This is a genomic window from Brucella sp. (assembly GCF_032066345.1).
GTDB lineage: Bacteria > Pseudomonadota > Alphaproteobacteria > Rhizobiales > Rhizobiaceae > Brucella > Brucella pseudogrignonensis.
Window position 1 is genome coordinate 1 of sequence record NZ_DAMBKZ010000036.1, and the last position, 22,412, is coordinate 22,412.

Genomic DNA, 22,412 nt, shown 5'->3' on the forward strand with positions numbered 1-22,412 from the left:
TCGCTGGTGAAGAGATAAGAACTGCGCGACACGGGTAACCCCTCTTGAAAATCCAACGGAACGAATGTCCGCCATGGAAACACAGTAGCGCCCGGAACTGTTTCATTACGTTCCGGGCACATCAATGTGTTAGCGAAGTTGGGATTGGACCGTCAATGCATATTCTTGTTGCAACACCGCGATGCCGGAAAAAATCCTCCCGGCATACGCTTTTGTGAACAAATTACGCCTTATTCGCCTTCTGCAGCGAGAGACTTCACAAGATCAATGATTTTACGACGTACTTTAGGATCCGAAATCTTGGTAAATGCGCGCGTTAGCTGCACACCTTCGTTCGAATTGAGAAAATCAACGACGTAAGTCGCTTCATTGTCCTCGGCAAAACCAGCGGGCGTTGTCGCACTGGAACCAGGCGCGTCTTCAAAAAAGAAAGAAACAGGAACGGTAAGGATAGAAGAAATAGCCTGAAGTCTGCTTGCACCGACGCGATTGGTGCCTTTTTCGTATTTCTGGATCTGCTGGAAAGTGATGCCGAGGCTTTCGCCTAATTTTTCCTGACTGAGACCCAGCATATTGCGGCGAAGGCGGATGCGGCTGCCAACATGCACGTCGATGGGGTTGGGTTTCTTTTTATTCTCAATCATACAGCTTTCACTCCTCGCAACTGCGAGCTTTCATTCATGTCCTGTTCATCTGAACAGCGATAAAATTCATTGTGGGAGGTAGTCTGACAGGTTTGCGCAAGAAACCGTCACCGCGCGACCATAACAGCTTAACAAAATTGTCGTGTCAATGAAAACGCCTGCCAATTGGCAGCCGCATGCACACGCATACGGCGAGTAAGGTTAACAGGATAGAAAGAGCCTGCTTACCACCGGGTGCATTGCCCCAAAATGGGACACGTTCTTCGGGAAGATAAGCATCTATGACGCCAACGGCGTCGAGTGGAAGTTGCTCTATGATTCGACCATAGGCATCGACGACTGCTGAAATACCATTATTTGCTGCACGCACCAACGGAAGGCCTTGTTCAACCGAACGCACCTGTGCCTGTCGGAAATGCTGGTAAGGTCCCGGCGTGTCACCGTACCAGGCATCATTGGTAACATTGACGATCGCAGTCACCTTGCTTCCAGTATAGGAAAGCTCGTCAGGGAAAATTGCTTCATAACAAATGAGCGGCAGGAAGGTCTGGCCTTCCATTACGTTGATGGCGTGGCGCGCCTTTGCGGCAGTAAAGCCGCCTGGCATCTCCACGATTTCCTGAAGACCTAAACTGCGCAAAATCTGCTCAAATGGCAAATATTCACCAAATGGAACAAGATGCACTTTGTCAGTGTAATCGATGATTTTTCCATCGCCGTTGATCGTCAGGATCGAATTATAATAACGCGGGTCGCGGCGCGGCACGAGTTCTTCGCGCACAGCACCCGTCAGCAAAACCTGATCGTCACCGACCACATCGGCAATACGTGCGAGCGCCTCTGGTGTCGATGACAGAATATAGGGAACCGCAGTTTCCGGCCAGATCACGACATCCGGCCTTGGATTGCCGTTTTTTGGCGCCTGTTCGGTCATCGCAATGAATTTGTCAAAAATTGCGCGGCGCTCGTTGTTGTCCCACTTCAGGCTTTGCGAAATGGAAGGCTGCACAATACGGATCGAAAGCGTTGTGCGGTCTGTGTCGAGTGCAGGCGCGTTTGACAAGACCCAGAACCCAAAGCCGATATGAGCGGCCACAAGCAGTGCTGCCAGCCCCATGCCCGTCTTTGCCAGTTTCCCGCCGCTGAGCAGCACCGGTGCGGAAAAGACAAGAGCTGCAAGCGCACTCATGCCAACAAGACCGATGATCTCGACCGATTGCATCATCATCGGTGTCGGCATCGCGGCATAGCCCAATGCATTCCACGGGAAACCTGTGAAAACAAAGGTTCGCAACCATTCGGTAAAGCCGAAGCCAAGTGCGACAGCGAAAATACGCCCCATACCATCGGACCATAAAAGCCGCGCGATCATCGCAGCCAGTCCGTAAAAAATGGCAAGAAACGCCGGAAGGCCTAAAACGGCAAGTGGTATGGCCCAGGCAAACTGTCGCGCATCGACCAGAAGGGCCGACCCGATCCACCAGAGACCGGACACGAAATAGCCGAAGCCAAACCACCAGCCTATGAGGCCAACCGGGAAAAAGCGTTTGATCGGGCCTTTGTTCGCGTCGGGAACAGCACCATCCATCAGCCAGACAAGCAGAGGGAAGGCGATAAAGCCTGCGATGAAAATATCGAAGGGAGGCTGCGTCAGCGTCGCAATGGCGCCGCTGATAAAAGCAACCAATGCTCGACGCCAGCCGCTTAAAGACGCTATTTTCCCCGCAAGCCCCTTGATCATCAGGCCTCTTTGGACGCTTCCGTTGTTTCTGGCGTGCTATCGGAAACGCCTTCATCCGTCTTAGGTGTGGTTACGGCACGCAACTGCCTGCGACGATCAGCTTCTGAAAGTGGTACAATGCGAACCCGCTTCACACGACGCGGGTCAACTTCCAGCACATGGAACTCATATCCCGGAATTGCCTGAACCACTTCGCCACGTACTGGAATGCGCCCGAGGACGGAGAAGATAAGGCCGCCGACAGTGTCGACATCCTCGCCATGCTCGCCCACTTCAAAGGAAGGGCCGATCTTCTGAGTCAGCTCCTCAAGATCAGCACGAGCATCAACAACAAAAACGCCGTCTGCTTCTTCGGCGATCATGATTTCTTCGTCGTCATGCTCGTCTTCAATATCGCCGACGACCATTTCGACAATATCTTCCAGCGAAGCCAGACCGTCTGTGCCACCATATTCATCGATGACCAGCGCCATCTGAATATGGGTTGCCTGCATACGCGCCATCAGTCCGCTTGCCATCATCGATGGCGGCACGAACAAAACCTTACGCATCAGATTAAGTTCACCAATCGTCTTGGTAAGATCGATCCGGCCCATGTCAAACTTGGCAGCACTTGTCTCTGCAGTCTTGCGCGCGGTCGTTCGGCGGGTCGTCTTCTGACGGGCCTGCTTAGTGATATAATTAAGAACATCGCGGATATGGATCATGCCGCGCGGATCATCCAGCGTTTCGGCATAGACCGGCATACGCGAATGGCCCGAGCTTTCGAACAGTTCGAGCACTTCCCAAAGAGGCGTGGAGATTTCAACAGCCACGACATCCGCACGCGGAATCATCACGTCTTCGACGCGGATTTCACGCAGGCGCAGAATGTTATGAAGCATCGCCTTTTCTTCAGGCGAGAAAGCGGAATCTTGTTCGCTTTCGGTGCTTGAAAGCGCATCAGCCAAATCTTCACGCAAGGAAGATGACTGGCGCGAACGCATAAACGGGAAAATATTTGCCAGAAGGGAACGCTTTTCGCTCGATTGTGAGCGCTGCGTACTTTGCCCTTCGGCGTCTTGTGTGTCGCTTCGGCTATCGCCAGCGGTCGAGGAATTGTTTTGGTCAGCCATGATCAATCTGTTTCAACGTTTAAATCGGATACAGCATAAGGGTCAGGGATGGCAAGAGCATGAAGGATTTCGCGCTCACGGCGTTCCATCTCCTCGGCCTCCTCTTCCGTCTCGTGATCGTATCCCAAAAGATGCAAAAAGCCATGCACCACGAGATGGGAAAGATGGTTATCGAGTGGTTTGCCCTCTTCGAGAGCTTCGCGTTCCACCGTTTCCCGTGCGACGATAATATCGCCAAGCATCGGGCCAGGCTGCTCGCCAGCCTTTACAGGGTAAGCTGGGAAGGACAGCACGTTGGTCGGCTTGTCCTTGTTACGCCACTCGGCATTGATCTTCCGGATCGAAGCATCGTCTGTAAAAACCAGACTGAGTTCGCTCTCTGCAGGCTTCAACCGGAGATTCTCCCAGGCCGCCTCAACGGAGCGTTTCACAAGCCCTTCAAGGACTGTTTCATCCGGCCAGTTGCCGGCTTCGATCATAATATCGATTTGGATCGCGTTGTCTGACACTTCTGTCGCGGCTTGCGATGAAACAGCCGCTCTATCCTTCCAGTTGTTAAAAGAGACGTCCGCCTGAAAGCGGACGTAATATTTTTAGATCGTCATTGTCTCACAGGAATGCAAGACTAATCTTCAATCATTCCGACCGTGCGTGCTTTTTTGCATCATTGTCGTAAGCGCCGACAATTGCAGCCACCAGCGGATGGCGCACGACATCTTTCTCGGTAAAGCGCACCTTGACCACAGAATCCACGCCTTCGAGAACTCGAAGCGCCTCAACGAGACCGGATTTCTGGCCGGGCGGAAGATCGATCTGGCTTGGATCGCCATTGACCATCATGCGCGAACCTTCACCAAGACGTGTCAGAAACATCTTCATCTGCATGGATGTCGTGTTCTGCGCTTCATCGAGAATAACGGCCGAATGCGCAAGCGTGCGGCCGCGCATGAAGGCAAGCGGAGCGATTTCAATCACGCCAGCTGTAATAGCGCGTTCGACTTTTTCCGCAGGCATCATGTCGTAAAGCGCGTCATAAAGCGGGCGAAGGTAAGGATCGACCTTCTCCTTCATGTCGCCCGGCAGAAAGCCGAGACGCTCGCCTGCTTCAACAGCCGGACGAGACAGAATGATGCGCTCCACAAGACCGCGCTCAAGCAACATCGCAGCATGGGCAACCGCCAGATAGGTTTTACCCGTACCCGCAGGACCGACACCAAAAACCAGCTCCGAGCGTTCCAAGGCACGCATATAGGCGTCCTGAACCGGCGTGCGGGCAAAGATCGTCTTCTTGCGGGTGGATATCTGCGCCGACGAAAGCTTGCCCTTGTTTTCAAGGGTCGGCAGTGTCAGCTGATCGTCGGCAGCAATCGCCATGCGAAGAGCACCATCAACATCTGACGGTCCAAGTTCATGGCCCTTTTGCAGAGTTTCATAGAGATTATCCAACGCACGCCGTGCCTGTTCGGTGGCGGTGGGTTCTCCACGAATCGAAAGCTGATTGCCCTTTGAACGCACATCGACACCGAGCTTCTGCTCGATACGCGCCAAGTTCTCATCGAACTGGCCGTAAAGCGCACTTGCAAGACGGTTATTGTCGAATGTGAGGACGATATGAGCCATATCGGAGGCCCCAGAAGCTGAGCTTGTAACCGGGGTTATAGTCGGGCTGTTTTGCGTTTGAATGGTTGGCTTGGCAGGCTTTAACTTTTCCGTAGCGCTCAACCGCATCTCCCTAAGGTTCACGCATTGCAATCGCAGTACCGGCAGAATGTTCGGTACGAAACTCGAGACACCGCGACTACTGCCTGAATGACATCATGCGCTTAGACAAGCTTTTGCGCAATAAGACTATTGGTGCCAGTCCCCGTAATTTTTACGCGGATGATTTCACCGACCTGATCTTCATTGTCATCGATGATCGCAGGCAGAAGCCATGGCGAACGGCCAACCATCTGACGGTCGAAACGGCCCTTCTTTTCCAGAAGTACATCCAATTCACGGCCAACGAGCGAATCCTGAAACGCATATTGCTGTTCGTTCAGCAGCGCCTGAAGTCGTTGCAGGCGTTCATCCTTGACTGCTTCTTCAACATGGTCGGGAAGATCTGCCCCCGGTGTGCCGGGACGCGGCGAATATTTGAACGAATAGGCCTGCGCATAATGCACTTCGCGCACCAGACGCATTGTATCTTCGAAATCCTGATCGGTTTCGCCGGGGAAGCCGACGATAAAATCACCCGATAGCGCCATATCCGGACGCACTTCACGGATACGCTCGACAAGGCGGATATATTCATCAGCCTTGTGACGACGGTTCATCGCTTTGAGAATGCGATCCGAACCCGCCTGAACCGGCAGATGCAGGTAAGGCATCAGCTGACGAAGATCGCGATGTGCTGCAATCAGCGCGTCGTCCATGTCACGCGGATGGCTGGTCGTATAACGAAGACGCGCCACACCGGGGATGCGCGCAAGGCGGAACAAAAGCTCACCAAGCCCCCATTCGCGACCATCATCGCCTTGGCCATGCCATGCATTAACGTTCTGCCCCAGAAGAGTCAGCTCGCGCACGCCGCTATCGGCAAGGCGTTCTGCTTCAGCAACAATCTGCGCAACACTACGCGAGACTTCCGAACCACGCGTATAGGGCACTACGCAGAACGTACAGAACTTATCGCAACCTTCCTGAACCGTCAGAAAAGCCGAGACACCACGCTTGCGGGTTTCTTCGCGCTTTGGTGCGGGCAGATGTTCGAACTTGTCTTCGATGGCGTATTCGGTTTCGACAACCTTTTCGCCGCCACGTACACGCGCAAGCGCATTCGGCAGACGATGATATGTCTGAGGTCCGATCACCAGATCGACATTGGGCGCACGGCGCAGGATTTCCTGACCTTCAGCCTGTGCAACGCAACCGGCAACACCAATGGTCAATTCCTTGCCATTTGGTCCTCGTTTATCAGCCATCTTGCGCAGGCGACCTAGCGCTGAATAAAGCTTTTCCGATGCCTTTTCGCGAATATGGCAGGTGTTGAGCAGAACCAAATCGGCATCATCCGGCGTATCGGTCGTGACATAGCCTTCCTGTGCAAGGCTGTCGGCCATGCGCTGGCTGTCATAGACATTCATCTGGCAACCATAGGTCTTCACAAAGACCTTACGTGTGTTGCTGCCATCTGATGCTTTTTGAATATCGGTCATGTTTTCGCTCATGGCGGCTATCTAGCGTTTTTATCACAGCATTAAAAGGCGACAAACTTACGCTCTCAGAGCATTTCCTATTTAGAATGAACCATAGGGAATACTATATCTTTTTGTTTTTATCGCCTTATCCCGCGCAAATCGCTTCGCAATTTTGCTGGAAATGCTTTAATCTTCAGCGACTTCGCGCCCCAAAAGCGAGCTTTGCAACTGTGCCCTCACCCGGTTTTCCATGGTGCGGGCAAGTGCCTTGCGATCCGTCTCGGCAGTTACCACAATCGGCTCACCAAAGCGCACTTCAACATCGATGGCACCTTCGCGCAGGATGCCCTTGAGATGTGGCATCAACTGAACATCACCCGGCCATGAGGCAATCGGGCGATGATAACGGCCCATCGCCATGCCATGCACACCAGTATAGGCAATTGCTACCGGCTGCACGATCACTTCCGGCACGCCGGCTTCGCGAATTGCTGCATGGGCAGCACCAAAAAGTGCGGTTTTAAATGGCAATACACGATTGCCATCCGATGTCGTGCCTTCGGGAAACAGCACCATGGCATCGCCATCAGCCAGACGCTTGGCGATGTCGGAGGTTTGTTCGCCGGTCTTGCCGCGCCGTTCACGCTCAACGAAGACGGTGCGCTGCAACACTGCAAAGAATCCAAATACCGGCCAGCTTTTGACTTCGGACTTGGCGATGAATGACACCTGCCCTGTCGCCGAAAGAACGACAATATCGCTCCATGATGTGTGATTGGCGACCAGCAGCAGCGGTCGGCCTTCCGGCATTTCTCCGACAATCGTGATCCGAAAACCAAACAGGCGCGCTACAATGCGATGAAAGAAATTCGGCAGGCGGCGTTTCCAGGTGTTTTTCAGTTTCAGAAACACATATTGCACGGGAATAAGCGACATGCTCAGCGTCACCATCGCCGCAACAACTAAAATGATGCGGATCGCACCAATCATTGTGGCCTCACCAGATCACGTCGCAGAATGAAAGCCGACGAGCGGCCATTGGTTGTTTCATAATAAGCAGGGCGATCACCGACCTTGTTGAAACCCATGCGCCGATACAATGCGAGTGCCGCGACATTGTTTTCATCCACTTCCAGAAACAGCGTATCTGCGCGTTCCTGATAGAGATAACGCAGCACCGCATCCATCAGCGAGCGTCCGACACCCTGCTTGCGCACCTCATCAGAGACCGCAATCGTTAAAATTTCCGCTTCGCCTGCAACCAGCCGCGCCAGCACAAAGCCACATGCATTGCCCGGCTTACCCTCGGGCCGCGCAACAAAGCCGAACACCGAATCCTGCGCAATCAGCGAACGGAAATCGTCTGAGCTCCATCCATGATGAAAGGCCAGCGCGTGAATACGTTGAATTTCGCCGCTGTCCTGCGCGCCAAGCGGCTCAATTGAAACAGGTCTGCGGCCAAAGCGTCCAAGCACAAAGCTCATCATGACGCTATTCCCCGCCTGCCTTGCGCGGCAGTGCAAACCCCGTCTGTGGCTTCACATCGGGACCACGCATGTAAAGCGGCTTAGGCGCCTCACCCGGCTCGTGTAAGGCCGCAAGCTTTGCATAAGTGCCTATGCGAGCTGTCGGCTCAACGCGCGCAACACTGAAAGAACCTGCAAGAGTTTCATTGAGAGCAGCGGCAGCCGAACCCGCCAGAATCGTCTCGGAAGATTGCTGCTGAATAAGCGCCAGCGCTTCCTCACGCGCCAACACCATTGGGCCAGTTATGGCCACCGCGTCAACACCAAAGGCCTGCGCGTAAATCTCGCCACGATGCGCTTCAAGCAAAACCAGAACCGGCTGTCCCGGATGGCTTATCGCAACTTCGGACGCAAGTGCATCAAACGCGCTTACGCCAAGTGCCGGGCGATCAAGTGCGAGTGCAAAACCGCGTGCGGCCGACACACCAATCCTCACGCCGGTAAAGGAACCGGGACCGACATTGACAGCTACACGATCAAGTTCGGCCATAGCAATTCCGGATTGCGTCATTGCCTGCTCGATATAGTCCATCAGGACTTCAGCATGTCCCTTGCCGATATTCTCGCTGATTTCAGCAAGAACCGTATTTGTGCCGGAATCATAGACTGCGGCAGCACACCAGGAAGAGGCGGTATCGAGGGCGAGTATCTTCATGTGCCATCGGGTAAATCAGAAATCGTCCTGCGACAAGCGAAACACATAAAACCGGCTAAATTTGCAGCTGTTTTCAGGAACAAAACTTTGTGCGGAACGTTTTTATGCTGGATGCGGGGCGGATACCATTCACCGTATTCCGAAACCGGCCTTTCATTGAGATCTGGCGGTGCCGGTTTTTTTAGAGAAACAAATTTGTTTTTCATCGGCGATATCCCAATCACCGAAAACAAGCCGGATCGCGCAAAGGATATGAGGATAAAATGTCCAAGAAGTCGATGCATGCAACCCGCAACGATCTTCCCTCCAATACAAAGACCACGATGATCGCGCTGCTGAATGAAAATCTGGCCGCGACCATCGACCTCGCCCTCATCACCAAGCAGGCGCACTGGAACCTCAAGGGACCGCAATTTATCGCCGTGCATGAATTGCTCGACACGTTCCGCACTGACCTCGACGAGCATGTCGATACCATCGCCGAACGCGCCGTACAGCTTGGCGGAACCGCCTATGGTACGACACAGGTCGTCGCAAAAGACTCCAAGCTTGAAGCTTATCCGACGGACATTTACGCTGTTCATGATCATCTGGCAGCGCTGATCGAACGCTATGGCGATGTTGCGAATCTCGTGCGCCAGTCGATCAAAGATGCGGATGAAGCAGGTGACGACACCACGGCCGATATTTTCACCGCCGCCTCGCGCAGCCTCGACAAATCGCTATGGTTCTTAGAAGCCCACGTTCAGGAAAAGAACTGATTTTGGTGCTCTGAGAATACGAATAAGGCCGGGAAATTTCCCGGCCTTATTTTTATCAGTTGGCCCATTCGCCGCCACGCATGACAGGCTCTCTGCTGCCATCAGCGTTGATGCCGTCGACGCCGATCTTGTCGGAACCGATCATCCAGTCGATGTGAATGAGGCTTGAATTACCACCCTGTGCTGCAATCTGTTCAGGTGTAAGCTTCGCACCATCGATAAAACATTTCGAATAGCACTGGCCGAGCGCGATGTGGCTTGCAGCATTTTCATCGAATAGCGTGTTATAGAACAGAAGCCCGCTCTGCGAAATTGGTGAGGAATGCGGAACCAGCGCCACTTCGCCCAGACGACGTGCGCCTTCGTCCGTATCCAGTACCTTGTTGAGTACTTCTTCGCCACGGCTTGCCTTGGCTTCGACAATGCGTCCACCTTCAAAGCGCACGGAAATATTGTCGATCAGTGTGCCCTGATGCGACAGCGGCTTGGTACTCGATACATGCCCCTCGACGCGCAGCGCATGTGGTGTGGTGAATACTTCCTCGGTCGGGATATTCGGGTTGCAGGTTATGCCGTTCTTGGCCGTCGATGCGCCGCCATGCCATTCATGGCCATCGGCAAGACCGACCGTCAGGTCTGTGCCCGGTCCCTTAAAATGCAGCGCGCTGTAGGCTTTGCCGTTGAGGAAACGCGTACGGGTGCGCAATGCTGCATTGTGCGCGGCCCATGCACCGACCGGATCATCCACATCAACGTGGGACGCAGCAAAGATAGCATCCGCCAGCTTACGGGTCGCAACCGCTTCTGCATCATCTGGGAACATCAGCTTCGCCCATTCCGGGTTCGGATAGGAAACGATATTCCAGTTGATGTCGAAACCTGCGATTTTTTCGAGCGCTGGCTGATAGGCCTTGGAGTTGGCGCGATTGGCGCGCGAAACCTTTGACGCATCCTGTGAGGACAACAGCATCGGATTATCAGCAGCGATGGCGAGACGTGCTGCACCATTGGCATAGGCCTTAGCCATACCTTCATAAAGCCAGCCAGCCGCACGATCAAAGCTCTCATCCGATGCATTTTCATAACGCGCCAGCGCAATTGCATCATCGGAGAAGAATGGCGTTACGACGCCCGCACCAGCCTTATAGGCGTGTTTCGCGATCAAACGCACCAGCGGCAGCGCAACGACAGGTGCGGTGATGACAAGGTCCTGACCTTCGCGTAATTGCAGCCCTACGCGCACGGCGACTTCGGCCAGACGTTCGAGTTTTACCGGATCGATGACGGGAGCGTTATTGTCATGTGCCATATGGCTGCGAGCCTCGTGTTTGAAAGAATCAGCGGCAGTTTAGAGCGCTTTTCAATCTGATTGCACCAGATAAGCGCCTCAATCTTTGTTTGGCGCACATCGTGTCTGAAAACTGCTTCGCATTTTTCAGGATGAGCTGGGCAAGATGACTTAATTTCACCACGCTTTTTCTCGCCACTGCGCTATATTTAGATCGCGGTCGATAGAAACTTTTACTCAATGAGAGCAACGGCTATGAAGAAAAGCGTGCTTATTATCCTTGGTCTGGCGGGCTTGGTTGCAGGCTGTCAAACTATGACACCCGAACAGCGCCGCGCAGCAGACGAACAGACCTGCCGCAGCTATGGTTTCAAACAAAAATCCGATGCGTTTTCCAACTGCCTGTTGCAGCTTGATCTTGACCGTCGTGCAGATCGTCGTGCCTGGCAGAACAGACCTGATTTCTATGATATGCCCATGGTTATCTATCAGCCTGTTTATCGACCCGTACCAGTACAGGCTAAGTAATAAAAAAGCGCCCTTTCGGGCGCTTTTTTGTGCTTAAGTCAGCTTTTAAAGTGGTGATTCCGGTCGTTCCTGCGACAGAAGCATCGCGCCGATTGCATCGACATGCTTCTTATCGGCGGTATAGCCGAGAGATACATTTTCCGCAGCCGGAGCGGTTTCATCGAATGTCGGCTGATAGCTTGCCACCTGTGTCATAACCGGCTTTTCCGCTGGTTTGACAGGCAGAGCAGCCAAACGATCACCACGAGCCTGTGGACCGACGCCGCCATTCTGCTGGGTTTCTGTCGTCTTCGCTGCTTCAGCCAATGCAACCTGCACTGTTGGCTGTGCCTGCGGAACAGTCGCATCCTGCTGATCGGTTACGTTGTAGAACGGACCTTCAGGCATGGATGGTGCCTGTGGAGTAGAAGCATAGGCCAGATTGTACGGGGTCTGTGGAACCGGATTTTCCAGTTCGCCATCGCGACCACGCTTTTCGTAGAAGGAGTTTCCGCCAGCAACCAGCACGTAATGCATGTTGCGGTAAGGGAACTTCAAGCCAGCCGTGTGGAAGAACATCGAGTTCTTCAGTGATGGATGACGTTTGCCCTTAAGAACAGCATCGGCTGTTGCCTGAACGTCAGGCATAGCCTTGGAATTCATCTTGCGTGTCAGAACGCCGGGCGCGAACTGGTTCTTCTGACCAACAACGCCGCAGATCGTATCCGGATAGCTACCCGAGGCGAGGCGGTTCATCACGACCGTACCAACGGCCATCAGACCATCGGGGCTTGAACGGTTGGATTCGAAGAACATCGCACGTTCGAGGCATTCGCGGTCTTTGGCGGTGTATGTGAAAGTCTTGACGCCATTGACTGTCTTGACGTGGCTAGCCGCCGCCGTCTTTTCGGTTTTGGTTTTGGTCGTGCCACCGGTCGTCGTGCAACCCGTCACCAAAAATGGCGCAACCAGCAGCCCGAGAATAGCGGGCAATTTCCATTTCGAAGCGCGCGTCAACGGCTCAGTCTCATAGTTAGGACCCTTAATTGATCCAACCTGGCCTCCGCCCCGCAAAAGGCGTTTGAAACCTGGCTGTGGTGCCACCGCATAAAACTATGCAGCAGATTTGAACTAACAGAGCAGCCTTTGCACATCATTCTAAGATGCCCGGCGCTCCAGCCAAATAGAACGAAAATCATAAAATAAACGTTCTGCTGTCACTCATTGCATTCAAGGTTTTAGAATTTTTAGGCCAAAAAAAGGCGAATGGTCAAATTCCAAAAGTCATGACACCTCCAAAACAGAGGCAGATTGAACCCGAATCCAGAGCTTAATTTTCCCCACAAACCCCTTAAATTTATTAACAAATCCTTAACGTGATTTAGCAAATCTTATAAGTTATTGATTTAACGCGATTCAATTTGCTGAAATACAGGCCACATCACTGCCTTATTTCGCCGATGTTTCAAGATTTTACGCAAGCGTCTTTTTAAGCTTTTTCGATGCTGCTTTTGACCTCGATTCCGCCGGCTCTTCAACTTTGTCACGATCATTGTAACATCGTGTGATACTGGCCGTTTTGGCACGTTGTGGATATTGAATTCCGAATCGGAAGGTCGGAACTGAGTCGTAACGTTCTTGCCCACTATGCAAAACGGCCCGTCGCATTTTCAGCAACGAGCCGTTTGTATGGGGTTCTGCAAATCGAGATTTGGTTATCCGAATGAGTATCCAGCACCGCGTACCGTGCGGATAGGATCAAGCGCGCGACCAACGTTGATCGCCTTGCGAAGACGTCCGACATGCACGTCGACTGTTCTATCATCGACATAGATATCTGGTCCCCAGACACCATCGAGCAACTGGCTCCGCGAGAAGACACGGCCCGGTGACATCATGAAATATTCGAGCAGGCGGAATTCTGTCGGTCCGAGACGGACTTCCTTTTCCTTGCGATAGACGCGATGCTGCTGGCGGTCGAGAACAAGATCGCCGACTTTCAGCACATGCGACAGGACACTCGGATTGGCGCGACGGAGCATGGCTTTGACGCGAGCCAGCAATTCCGGTGTCGAAAAAGGTTTGACGACATAATCATCGGCACCCACGCTCAGGCCACGAACGCGTTCGCTTTCTTCACCGCGTGCGGTCAACATGATGATCGGCAGACGCTCTGTTTCCGGCCACTGGCGCAGACGGCGGCACAGCTCGATCCCGGAAACACCAGGGAGCATCCAGTCCAGAATAAGAAGATCCGGCACATTTTCACGAAGTGCGATTTCGGCTTCATCGCCGCGCAGCATCGCATCAACCTGATACCCCTCGGCTTCGAGATTATAACGCAGGAGTACACTCAGGGCTTCTTCGTCTTCAACCACAGCAATCTTGGGTGCCTGTGACATCCAGTATTTCCTATCCAAAATTTAGAGCGCCTGTGATCCGACTAAATTGGATCATGCTCTAAGCACTTGTTTTTATCGCATATACTTCCCAAAATCGCTTCGCACTTTTTGGGATGCGCTTGAGGCAGCGGAAGATACAAGCCCCCGATCGACCGCGTGCCGTCGCGTTTTTCATATTCATGCAGGCATCTGGACCGCACGAATGCGGTGCCAGATGTTCTTAGGATTTACGCGCCTCGTCCACGACGATACCGTGGCTCAGGTCTTCTTTTGGGCGCTCCGCAGGCATTTGCAGACCGGTCACGATGTAATAGACCGTCTCAGCAATGTTGGTTGCGTGATCGCCAATGCGCTCGATGTTCTTTGCGCAAAACAGAAGATGCGTGCAGGCGGAAATATTGCGCGGATCTTCCATCATGTAGGTCAACAACTCGCGGAACAGCGAAGTGTACATCGAGTCAATTTCGTCATCGCGGTCGCGAACGACGTTGATCTGCTGTACCGAGCGCGTTGCATAGGCATCGAGCACATCTTTGAGCTGGGTGAGTGCCAGCTCAGCCAAGGTTTCAAGGCCGCGATAGAGCTTGACCGGCTGGCGCGATTCCGAAACCGCAGCAACGCGCTTGGCAATATTTTTGCCAAGATCGCCAACGCGCTCCAGATCGGCAGAGATGCGGATCGAGCCGATGATTTCACGCAGATCGACAGCCATTGGCTGACGCTTGGCGATAATCATCACGGCCTTATCATCAATCTCGCGCTCACTTGCATCGAGGATGAGATCGTCGGAGATAACACGCTGGGCAAGTGCATTGTCGGCATTGACAATCGCTGCAACGGACTGCTCGACCATGCGCTCTGCATGACCGCCCATCTCGGCGATCTTATGCGTGAGGAACTGCAGTTCTTCGTCGTAAGCGCTAACAGTATGCTGAGACGCCATAATAGACCTCAATGTAAATTGCGGGGAAGCCAAACAGCTTTGTTCTCAAACCAGCCGCCGCTCCCGTTCCAATTAATTAGCCAAAGCGACCGGTGATGTAGTCCTGCGTGCGCTTTTCGGTCGGTGCCGTGAACATCACGTCCGTATCACCCACTTCCACCAGATTGCCCAGATGGAACATGGCAGTACGCTGCGAAACGCGTGCGGCCTGCTGCATGGAGTGTGTAACGATGACGATGGTGTAGTTCTGGCGCAGTTCGTCGATCAGCTCTTCAACCTTGGCGGTCGCGATCGGATCGAGTGCCGAGCAAGGCTCATCCATCAAGATCACTTCAGGGCTGACGGCAATAGCACGCGCGATGCACAGACGCTGCTGCTGACCACCGGAAAGACCGGTGCCGGCATCATGCAGACGATCCTTAACCTCTTCAAAGAGGCTGGCCTTCTGCAAGCTGGTGGCAACGATTTCTTCGAGATCGGTCTTGTTGCGGGCAAGGCCGTGAATACGTGGGCCATAGGCGACGTTTTCAAAGATCGACTTCGGAAACGGATTTGGCTTCTGGAACACCATGCCAACGCGAGCGCGCAATTCAACAACGTCGATCTTCGGATCGTAGATGTCTTCATTGTCGAGCGTGATCTTGCCCGCAATGCGACAACCTTCGATGGTGTCGTTCATGCGGTTAAGCGAACGCAGGAAGGTAGACTTGCCGCAACCCGAAGGACCGATCAGCGCTGTGACCATCTTTTCCGGAACTTCCAGATCGACTTCGAACAGAGCCTGCTTCTCGCCATAAAACACGCAGACCTTGTCGCCGCGCATCTTAACGGAGGGGGCGTTGGTGTTCATCTTTTCTCCTACGGCTTTTTCGAGAGATCGTTCAGTCATGAGATTCATCATTTCTCTCCCGTTTACCAGCGGCGCTCAAAGCGGCGGCGCAGAATAATTGCTGCAATATTCATTACTGCCAGGAACAGGAGCAGGACGATAATAGCGCCTGATGTCCGTTCTACAAAGGCACGCTCGGCTTCATTGGCCCACATGAAAATCTGCACAGGCAGAGCAGTTGCAGGGTCCATCGGGGTTGTCGGCATATTGGCAACGAAGGCCACCATACCGATCAGCAGCAGCGGTGCAGTTTCACCAAGAGCCTGAGCCAGACCGATAATCGTTCCGGTCAGAATACCAGGTGCCGCGAGCGGCAGCACATGATGGAAAACCATCTGCGTCTTCGAAGCACCTAGCCCCAAAGCCGCCGCACGGATCGATGGTGGTACAGCGCGAAGTGCCGAACGTGTTGCGATGATGATGGTTGGCAATGTCATCAATGTCAGCACCAGACCACCAACAATGGAGGCTGAACGCGGCAGGTTGAAGAAGTTGATGAAGACTGCAAGACCAAGCAGACCGAACACAATCGATGGCACAGCAGCCAGATTGTTGATGTTGACTTCGATCAGATCGGTAAGGCGGTTCTTCTTCGCAAATTCCTCAAGATAGATCGAAGCAGCGACACCGATAGGCAGTGCAAGAACCAACACAATCAGCATCATGTAGAAGGAACCGACCAGCGCGACACCCAGACCAGAGGTTTCAGGACGGCTGGACGCACCATTGGTGAACAGACCCCAGTTGAAAGCCTCGCTCATCATGCCTTCACCAGTCAGCGTCTTCATCCAGGCGACCTGGCGGTCAGAAACCTTACGGTTTGCCTCGGCAACCGACAGATCGATCTGGCCCTTATAAGCAGAGTCGATATCAGCAGCAGCAAGAACCGGAACCGTCTGCGTAGTCCCGATAAGCGATGGATTATCCATCACCATCTGGCGAAGCTGAACGCGAACACCGTCAGAGAAGAAACGGCCAACCTCACGCAATTGCGCGCGATCTGTCGATGCCACACCCAGTTTCTCAGCCAGCGCGTTGCGGACCAGAAGCGGGTAGTTTGCGGTAATCAGCACATTCGGATCGGTCGCGCGCTTGTTGCCCGGATCAATAACCTGCTCGTCAAGCTTGACCGGCAGATAGATCGTCGTCTGTCCGAACGCCGTGTAGCCCTTCGAGAAAACCGAGAACAGAAGCGCGCAAAGGAAGAACACACCAATCGCAATGGCAACGATGCCATAGAGGCGGAAGCGCCGTTCAGCAGCGTAGCGACGCTTGATTCCGATATCGCGGCGCTGGGGTGTTGCCACGGCATTCCCAGCAGCATTGAAAGTTGAATCGGTCATTATTCGTACTGCTCCCGGTACTTGCGAACGATGTAGAGCGCAAAGATGTTCATGATCAGCGTCAGGACGAAAAGAGTGATACCCAGCGCAAAGGCAACAAGCGTCTGCGGCGAGTCGAATTCAAGGTCGCCGGTCAGCTGGTTGACGATCTTGACCGTAATGGTGGTCATAGCTTCAAACGGATTGGCCGTAAGACGCGCTGCAACACCGGCTGCGAGAACCACAATCATCGTTTCACCGATTGCACGCGATGCTGTCATCAGAAGAGCACCGACGATGCCTGGAAGTGCGGCGGGAAGAACAACACGCTTGATCGTTTCCGAACGCGTTGCACCAAGACCGAGCGAACCGTCACGCAGCGAGCGCGGAACCGATGTGATGATGTCATCAGACAGCGACGACACGAACGGGATGAGCATCACACCCATGACGAGACCTGCCGTCAGCACGCTCTGCGCCATGATGAAACCCTGACCGCCTGCAATGGCAGCCGAGAGATCACGCAGGAACGGGCCTACCGTAATCAACGCGAAGAAGCCGTAAACGATGGTCGGGATACCAGCCAGAAGTTCAAGCAGCGGCTTAACAACGGTACGGACTCTCGGCGACGCATATTCGGCCATGTAGATCGCGGAGAACAGACCGACGGGCACTGCAAACAGCATGGCCACGAAAGCAATGTAGAGCGTACCGGCCAGAAGCGGGATAAGACCAAACTGACCGACTTCACCACCAGAACCTGCAGCTGCAAAGCGTGGGTCCCAAACCGTACCGAAGAAGAAATCCATCGGAGCGATAGACTGAAAGAAAGTAACCGTCTGGAACAGAACGGAGAAAACAATGCCGATGGTCGTCAGGATCGCGATACCGGAGGAGGCAACGAGCCCCCACAGCACGATGCGCTCGACATTATTACGGGCGCGCGTACGGCGTTTGATCCCCGACAGACCGAAAACGAGGCCTGCTATGGCAATCACCAGCGCAATAACGCTGCCGACCGTGTGAGAAATCTTGTTGGCGTGCTCAAGGAAGAGAGCGATCGGGACCATATAGTCCTGACCTTCAGTAGCAAGTGCTACGCCCTTTGAGCCGAGAACTTCGCGCGCATCCTTATAGGTCTGCGGGAAGCTTTCGATTTCGGCGGGTGTCAGCTTTACGATACCATCGGCAAGGCTGCGGATCATACCGAGCTGCAAGCTGCGCTCTGAATAGGAGCCATCCTCAACAGCCTCAGGCATACGGGCGGTTGCCGTATGATCAAGATAAACCGACGTACCGACCGCCCAAACCGCGAGAAACAGAATTGCGGGCAGAGCCGAAACGAGGAAAACCCACCAGCCATGATAATGCGGGCGGGAATGCATTTTCTCTACCCCTGCGCCTGATCCGGCTGCAGGTTGCGCCTTATTGAGTGCAACGGCGCGTTGACGGCCAATGAAAAAGCCGATCAGTCCGATTGCAACAACACTGACGAGAACCAGAAAGAAGGACATTCAATTTCCCCGGTTGCCCCAAAACTAAGACAAATGCTGTGAACCAGCACAACAATGTCCATGCGAATGCGCTCGTCCTAAACGACATGCGCAAAAGAAGAAGAATGTGGGGAGAGGTTCTCCCCACATTCCACAGATCAAAGCTTACTTAGCTTCCATTACCTTGCCTTCAGTGAAGGCAGTACGCTGAGCTTCACGCTCGGCATCTGGCGCTGGAACCAGACCGTATTCAGCGAGCGGGCCTTCTGGACCAACCATCTGTTCGGACAGGAAGAAGTCAACATATTCCTTCAGGCCTGGGATAACGCCCAGGTGAGCCTTCTTCACGTAGAAGAACAGTGGGCGCGAAACTGGATATTCGCCCGAAGCAACAGTTTCAGCCGATGGCTTGACGCCGCTGACGGTTGCAACCTTCAGCTTGTCAGCGTTGTTTTCGAAGAAGTAGAGACCGAAAACGCCAACGCCCTGCTTGTTGGAGTCGATGCGAGCCAGCGTTTCGCTGTAATCGCCATCGATGTCGACAGCCTTACCGTCCTTACGAACAGCGATACAGGCAGCAGCCGAAGCCTTGTCGTCGAGGCCAGTCTTCTTGATTTCGTCGAGAGCGCCCGATTCCTTGCAGCCGTCAGCAAGAAGCTTTTCTTCAAAAACTTCACGGGTGCCGTGCTTTTCGCCAGGAATATAAGCGGTGATGTCCCAATCCGGCAGGTCTGCATTGACCTGATTCCACTTGGTGTTTGGATTGTCTACGAGCTTGCCGTCTACGACGAGCTTGGCAGCAAGTGCCTTGTAAACATCAACTGGAGCGAGCTTCCAGTCTGGGCCGTTTGCGTCGGTTGCGAAGACGATGCCGTCATAACCGAAACGAACTTCCTGAACTTCCTTGACGCCAGCGTCGATGCAGGACTTGAGTTCGGTGCCCTTCATGGCGCGCGATGCATTGGCGATATCGATGGTGTTTTCACCGACACCCTTACAGAATTCTTTGATGCCTGCGCCAGAGCCGCCCGATTCAATGACCGGCGTCTTGAAGTTAGGATAGGTTTCGCCAAAGGTTTCAGCAACGATCTTGGCATAAGGCAGAACGGTCGAGGAACCGGAAACCTGAATCTGATCGCGCGCATTCGCAGCGGAAACCGACAATACTGCAGCAATTGCGAGCGCTGCGGTCGAGGAAATCATCTTGTTCATGAGCACCAGCCCCTGTTGTAAAAGACACATGACGTGAAAGCGTCACCAGCCGTCTACGCGCTCTATATAACAGTCATATGACAGTAGTGTAACAGCTTTGTATCAATCGCCTTTGCCCGCGGTTTTGTGGGGTTTTCCACGCGGGCCTGCTGCTTCACATTTTAAAACATGACAATCGTGCAGCAGTCGCCTCAATGCCTGCGACATCGACATTGGCGAAAGCAAAGCGCAGGAAAGCATCCTGGCTTTCACCAAAGAAGCTGCCGGGCAAGGTAATGATGCCAGTCGTTTTGGCAAGCCTCTCGGCAACCGCGACAGAAGATGAACCGTCATAAGGATGCCGCACAAAAGCGAAATAGGCACCCACCGCCTCAACATGCCAACCGGCGACATTACTCATCGAGACACGTAAAGCCTCTGCCCGTCGTGCAATCTCCTTGCGATTGTCATCACGCCAAGACTTTAGCGGCTCGATAGCCCGACTGACCGCAATCTGTGGCGCGCGGGTTGCACAGATCTGCAGATTGTCCATGACCTTGGCAACATTCGCCACCATGTCAGCACCCGCTACGATTGCGCCTAGCCTGTGACCGGGAATGCAGAAGGATTTCGAGAAGCTATAAAGCTGGATCAAATGCGAGGGCCAATCGACTTCTTTAAAGAGATCATGGGGCGCCTGATCAGCGTCACTGAGAAAATCGCGATAGGTTTCATCCAGCAGGAGCCATGTTCCATTGTCACGGCAGGCCGCATAGATTTGAGTCAGTAATTGCGGCGGATAAATTGCACCGGTTGGATTGTTGGGAGAAACCAACACCAGCGCACGCACGCCTTTATGCAATGCGGCCCGCACATCTTCTATATCCGGCACGAAGCCATTTTCGGCGCGGCAGAGCATCGTTTCCGAGCGAATTCCCAGCATTTCCAACGATGACTGGTGATTGAAATAGAATGGATCGGTGGCGAGAACCGTGTCTCCGCTTTGAGCAACGCACATGATTGCCGCAATGAACGCCTGATTGCAGCCCGACGTTATATGAACATTGTTAGCCTTGATCTCCGCGCCATAAAGATTGCCGACATGCCGCGCATAGGCTTCCCGCAGAACGGTTTCTCCCTCAATCGGACCATAGCCCGCGTAAGCGACCGAGCTTGCAGCTTCGCCGAGAAAGCGCAGCATATCAGGATGCGGTGGGTAACCGGGTACGGCTTGCGACAGATCGATCAGAGGTCCATGCGCGCCATCATATTCACGCGCCCACGCCTGAACGGCTGGGATGGGTGGCGCAGAGAGCTTATCGATAAGCGGATTGATGATGGGCAAAGGCATCAGAAACTCCCCCTTCTGATATTGTCGCTATTCGCTCGGGCGCGACAGGACATAAGCCGCAGAACCAAGCATGAAAACCGTAACTGAAACGGCAAGCAAGGGGCCAGGCTGTGCGCCCCACCAGAACATGCCGTAGCCAAATGTCATACCAAGACATGCATAAAGTTTTGCCCTTGGTGGAATGGCTCCACGATCACGCCATTTGATGATCATCGGGCCAAAACGCGGGTCGGCCAGCAGACGCGCCTCGAATTTCGGTGACGAACGCGCAAAAAACCATGCCGCAAGGATGATGAAAATGGTGGTTGGCATCACCGGCAGAATGGCACCAATGATGCCAAGTGCCAGCATGAGAAAGCCAAGGCATAGATAGACAACGCGCTTGCCAGCCGAGACGGCGGGGCGCGCGGTGTCCTGATCGTCCTTTTGCGAATTATCCTGCATCATATTCCATTCTGAAGCTGAGCGCTTATAGCAGGATTTTGGCTTTTGAATGCATCTGGCCAGCGGTCAAAACTGTGTCATCGCGCCGGATTTCAACAAAAGTTACAGATGTTGTGGTAAACTTTACCGGCCAGACAACACCCATTGGTTGTATTTTACCCATAAAAGGCCAGATTTTGTCATCTTGCGGTGATGGATCGAAAACTAGGAATACAAATAAAAATTGTATTGTCGCGGCTAAATACCCCTCTCAGCCAAAGCAGCTTTTCTTGAATCCGGCGCTTGAAAACATGGCTCCGCGAAGCAGGCGGTCGAATCTTAACGAATCGTAAGCGACTTTACAGAAACAACGCGATTCAATTCAAAATATTCCTGAGTTTTTCTTGAATCATCAAATAAACAACGCATAGTATAGGATCATTTTCCGCACAATCTTCTGAATCAATTACCTCATAATACTCTCAATAATATCACGCCATCGCCACATTTAGATTCCAGTTCCCGTCGGCCTTTCTCAGTCAAGACTGTGAAGGCACTTCGAAACGACTCTTGGAATCAGTATGAACTTCAAAATCCGTATGGCTATGCTCGCCGTTGCGACCACAGGTCTTTTCTCGATCACCGCAATGGAAGCTCAGGCTGCGCGCTGTGGCGGCGCTTCCTGGTATGCACTCACCTCCCGCACGGCATCGGGCGAACGCATGAACCCAGCTGGTCTGACCGCGGCTCACAAAACACTGCCGCTTGGCACCAAGGTAAAAGTGACCAACCAGAGAAACGGCAAGTCGCTTGTCGTCCGTATCAATGATCGCGGTCCGTTCATTAAGGGGCGCGTTCTCGATCTTTCCAAGGGAGCGGCTCAGCGCCTTGGTTTTGTGGGCGCCGGACACACAAACGTCTGCTTCACACCACTTTAGAAATCACATGAGGATGGCTGTCCTTCTCCAGCCCCTATTTA

23 protein-coding genes are annotated in these 22,412 nt (G+C 53.3%); 3 read left to right on the forward strand and 20 right to left on the reverse strand.

Features of this window, described 5'->3' with window-relative positions; all coding sequences use genetic code 11:
- Positions 1-230: 230 nt before the first annotated feature.
- The 10 genes from RT142_RS23945 to RT142_RS23990 form a co-directional block, all read right to left on the reverse strand.
- A complete protein-coding gene (locus tag RT142_RS23945) occupies positions 231-644 on the reverse strand; it encodes a helix-turn-helix domain-containing protein (RefSeq protein WP_007872815.1) in 414 nt (137 codons plus the stop codon).
- A gap of 145 nt (positions 645-789) precedes the next feature.
- Complete coding sequence (gene lnt, locus RT142_RS23950) at positions 790-2,385, reverse strand: apolipoprotein N-acyltransferase (protein ID WP_313032067.1); 1,596 nt, start codon at positions 2,383-2,385, stop codon at positions 790-792.
- Entirely contained in the window at positions 2,385-3,500 is a 1,116-nt protein-coding gene (locus tag RT142_RS23955; protein WP_007872811.1) for a hemolysin family protein, read from the reverse strand. The genes lnt and RT142_RS23955 overlap by 1 nt, the downstream gene beginning before the upstream one ends.
- Before the next feature lie 2 nt (positions 3,501-3,502).
- The gene (gene ybeY, locus RT142_RS23960) at positions 3,503-4,009 is read right to left on the reverse strand and encodes an rRNA maturation RNase YbeY (protein WP_112804536.1); all 507 of its coding nucleotides are present in this window, start codon (positions 4,007-4,009) and stop codon (positions 3,503-3,505) included.
- Positions 4,010-4,136: 127 nt separating this feature from the next.
- Positions 4,137-5,222, reverse strand: coding sequence for a PhoH family protein (locus RT142_RS23965; protein ID WP_171380001.1), 1,086 nt, complete (start codon positions 5,220-5,222; stop codon positions 4,137-4,139).
- A gap of 101 nt (positions 5,223-5,323) precedes the next feature.
- A complete protein-coding gene (gene miaB / locus RT142_RS23970; protein ID WP_313032072.1) occupies positions 5,324-6,712 on the reverse strand; it encodes a tRNA (N6-isopentenyl adenosine(37)-C2)-methylthiotransferase MiaB in 1,389 nt (462 codons plus the stop codon).
- Positions 6,713-6,868: 156 nt separating this feature from the next.
- Positions 6,869-7,672, reverse strand: a complete 804-nt coding sequence (locus tag RT142_RS23975; protein ID WP_313032075.1) for a lysophospholipid acyltransferase family protein — start codon at positions 7,670-7,672, stop codon at positions 6,869-6,871.
- A complete protein-coding gene (gene rimI / locus RT142_RS23980; protein ID WP_313032077.1) occupies positions 7,669-8,169 on the reverse strand; it encodes a ribosomal protein S18-alanine N-acetyltransferase in 501 nt (166 codons plus the stop codon). The genes RT142_RS23975 and rimI overlap by 4 nt, the downstream gene beginning before the upstream one ends.
- A 4-nt stretch (positions 8,170-8,173) precedes the next feature.
- Entirely contained in the window at positions 8,174-8,863 is a 690-nt protein-coding gene (gene tsaB, locus RT142_RS23985; RefSeq protein WP_113158777.1) for a tRNA (adenosine(37)-N6)-threonylcarbamoyltransferase complex dimerization subunit type 1 TsaB, read from the reverse strand.
- Entirely contained in the window at positions 8,860-9,069 is a 210-nt protein-coding gene (locus RT142_RS23990) for a hypothetical protein (protein WP_113158776.1), read from the reverse strand. Before RT142_RS23990 ends, tsaB begins: the two co-directional genes overlap by 4 nt.
- A 57-nt stretch (positions 9,070-9,126) precedes the next feature.
- On the opposite strand from RT142_RS23990, the gene dps reads away from it, so the two are divergent.
- Positions 9,127-9,624, forward strand: coding sequence for a DNA starvation/stationary phase protection protein Dps (gene dps / locus RT142_RS23995; RefSeq protein WP_007872793.1), 498 nt, complete (start codon positions 9,127-9,129; stop codon positions 9,622-9,624).
- Positions 9,625-9,679: 55 nt separating this feature from the next.
- Here the strand turns inward: dps and RT142_RS24000 are convergent, their stop codons facing one another.
- Positions 9,680-10,933, reverse strand: coding sequence for an aminopeptidase (locus RT142_RS24000; protein WP_313032083.1), 1,254 nt, complete (start codon positions 10,931-10,933; stop codon positions 9,680-9,682).
- Positions 10,934-11,167: 234 nt separating this feature from the next.
- On the opposite strand from RT142_RS24000, the gene RT142_RS24005 reads away from it, so the two are divergent.
- A complete protein-coding gene (locus RT142_RS24005; RefSeq protein WP_007872787.1) occupies positions 11,168-11,440 on the forward strand; it encodes a hypothetical protein in 273 nt (90 codons plus the stop codon).
- A gap of 45 nt (positions 11,441-11,485) precedes the next feature.
- Here RT142_RS24005 and RT142_RS24010 read toward each other — a convergent pair whose 3' ends face one another.
- The 9 genes from RT142_RS24010 to RT142_RS24050 all read right to left on the reverse strand — a co-directional run bounded on the left by RT142_RS24010 (position 11,486) and on the right by RT142_RS24050 (position 21,454).
- Positions 11,486-12,436, reverse strand: a complete 951-nt coding sequence (locus RT142_RS24010) for a cell wall hydrolase (protein ID WP_113158774.1) — start codon at positions 12,434-12,436, stop codon at positions 11,486-11,488.
- Positions 12,437-13,134: 698 nt separating this feature from the next.
- On the reverse strand, positions 13,135-13,821 hold the full coding sequence (gene phoB / locus RT142_RS24015) for a phosphate regulon transcriptional regulator PhoB (protein ID WP_064322291.1): 687 nt from the start codon (positions 13,819-13,821) through the stop codon (positions 13,135-13,137).
- Between the two features lie 220 nt (positions 13,822-14,041).
- The gene (phoU, locus tag RT142_RS24020; RefSeq protein WP_007872775.1) at positions 14,042-14,764 is read right to left on the reverse strand and encodes a phosphate signaling complex protein PhoU; all 723 of its coding nucleotides are present in this window, start codon (positions 14,762-14,764) and stop codon (positions 14,042-14,044) included.
- A 76-nt stretch (positions 14,765-14,840) separates the two neighbouring features.
- Positions 14,841-15,614 (reverse strand): phosphate ABC transporter ATP-binding protein PstB, encoded by a 774-nt coding sequence (gene pstB / locus RT142_RS24025; RefSeq protein WP_313032089.1) that lies wholly within the window; start codon positions 15,612-15,614, stop codon positions 14,841-14,843.
- Between the two features lie 62 nt (positions 15,615-15,676).
- Positions 15,677-16,996 carry a phosphate ABC transporter permease PstA gene (pstA, locus tag RT142_RS24030; RefSeq protein WP_007872773.1) on the reverse strand — a complete coding sequence of 440 codons (1,320 nt, stop codon included), beginning with the start codon at positions 16,994-16,996 and terminating at the stop codon, positions 15,677-15,679.
- Positions 16,996-18,489, reverse strand: coding sequence for a phosphate ABC transporter permease subunit PstC (gene pstC / locus RT142_RS24035; protein ID WP_064322289.1), 1,494 nt, complete (start codon positions 18,487-18,489; stop codon positions 16,996-16,998). The genes pstA and pstC overlap by 1 nt, the downstream gene beginning before the upstream one ends.
- A 144-nt stretch (positions 18,490-18,633) precedes the next feature.
- Complete coding sequence (locus RT142_RS24040) at positions 18,634-19,680, reverse strand: PstS family phosphate ABC transporter substrate-binding protein (RefSeq protein ID WP_064322288.1); 1,047 nt, start codon at positions 19,678-19,680, stop codon at positions 18,634-18,636.
- Positions 19,681-19,834: 154 nt separating this feature from the next.
- The gene (locus tag RT142_RS24045; protein WP_313032091.1) at positions 19,835-21,004 is read right to left on the reverse strand and encodes an aminotransferase; all 1,170 of its coding nucleotides are present in this window, start codon (positions 21,002-21,004) and stop codon (positions 19,835-19,837) included.
- Between the two features lie 33 nt (positions 21,005-21,037).
- A complete protein-coding gene (locus RT142_RS24050) occupies positions 21,038-21,454 on the reverse strand; it encodes a YbaN family protein (protein WP_039859404.1) in 417 nt (138 codons plus the stop codon).
- A 560-nt stretch (positions 21,455-22,014) separates the two neighbouring features.
- Here RT142_RS24050 and RT142_RS24055 point away from each other — a divergent pair.
- On the forward strand, positions 22,015-22,371 hold the full coding sequence (locus RT142_RS24055; protein ID WP_007872763.1) for a septal ring lytic transglycosylase RlpA family protein: 357 nt from the start codon (positions 22,015-22,017) through the stop codon (positions 22,369-22,371).
- Positions 22,372-22,412: the final 41 nt, after the last annotated feature.

What these genes read in the sequence shown, in the direction of transcription:
- lnt (WP_313032067.1), bottom strand. Translation starts at nt 2,385, where the DNA reads ATGATCAAGGGGCTTGCGGGGAAAATAGCGTCTTTAAGCGGCTGGCGT.
- RT142_RS23990 (WP_113158776.1), bottom strand. Translation starts at nt 9,069, where the DNA reads ATGAAAAACAAATTTGTTTCTCTAAAAAAACCGGCACCGCCAGATCTC.
- RT142_RS23975 (WP_313032075.1), bottom strand. Translation starts at nt 7,672, where the DNA reads ATGATTGGTGCGATCCGCATCATTTTAGTTGTTGCGGCGATGGTGACG.
- pstC (WP_064322289.1), bottom strand. Translation starts at nt 18,489, where the DNA reads ATGTCCTTCTTTCTGGTTCTCGTCAGTGTTGTTGCAATCGGACTGATC.
- tsaB (WP_113158777.1), bottom strand. Translation starts at nt 8,863, where the DNA reads ATGAAGATACTCGCCCTCGATACCGCCTCTTCCTGGTGTGCTGCCGCA.
- RT142_RS24040 (WP_064322288.1), bottom strand. Translation starts at nt 19,680, where the DNA reads ATGAACAAGATGATTTCCTCGACCGCAGCGCTCGCAATTGCTGCAGTA.
- RT142_RS23945 (WP_007872815.1), bottom strand. Translation starts at nt 644, where the DNA reads ATGATTGAGAATAAAAAGAAACCCAACCCCATCGACGTGCATGTTGGC.
- pstA (WP_007872773.1), bottom strand. Translation starts at nt 16,996, where the DNA reads ATGACCGATTCAACTTTCAATGCTGCTGGGAATGCCGTGGCAACACCC.
- dps (WP_007872793.1), top strand. Translation starts at nt 9,127, where the DNA reads ATGTCCAAGAAGTCGATGCATGCAACCCGCAACGATCTTCCCTCCAAT.
- pstB (WP_313032089.1), bottom strand. Translation starts at nt 15,614, where the DNA reads ATGAACACCAACGCCCCCTCCGTTAAGATGCGCGGCGACAAGGTCTGC.
- RT142_RS23955 (WP_007872811.1), bottom strand. Translation starts at nt 3,500, where the DNA reads ATGGCTGACCAAAACAATTCCTCGACCGCTGGCGATAGCCGAAGCGAC.
- RT142_RS24050 (WP_039859404.1), bottom strand. Translation starts at nt 21,454, where the DNA reads ATGCAGGATAATTCGCAAAAGGACGATCAGGACACCGCGCGCCCCGCC.
- rimI (WP_313032077.1), bottom strand. Translation starts at nt 8,169, where the DNA reads ATGATGAGCTTTGTGCTTGGACGCTTTGGCCGCAGACCTGTTTCAATT.
- RT142_RS24000 (WP_313032083.1), bottom strand. Translation starts at nt 10,933, where the DNA reads ATGGCACATGACAATAACGCTCCCGTCATCGATCCGGTAAAACTCGAA.
- RT142_RS24005 (WP_007872787.1), top strand. Translation starts at nt 11,168, where the DNA reads ATGAAGAAAAGCGTGCTTATTATCCTTGGTCTGGCGGGCTTGGTTGCA.
- phoB (WP_064322291.1), bottom strand. Translation starts at nt 13,821, where the DNA reads ATGTCACAGGCACCCAAGATTGCTGTGGTTGAAGACGAAGAAGCCCTG.
- phoU (WP_007872775.1), bottom strand. Translation starts at nt 14,764, where the DNA reads ATGGCGTCTCAGCATACTGTTAGCGCTTACGACGAAGAACTGCAGTTC.
- RT142_RS24055 (WP_007872763.1), top strand. Translation starts at nt 22,015, where the DNA reads ATGAACTTCAAAATCCGTATGGCTATGCTCGCCGTTGCGACCACAGGT.
- miaB (WP_313032072.1), bottom strand. Translation starts at nt 6,712, where the DNA reads ATGAGCGAAAACATGACCGATATTCAAAAAGCATCAGATGGCAGCAAC.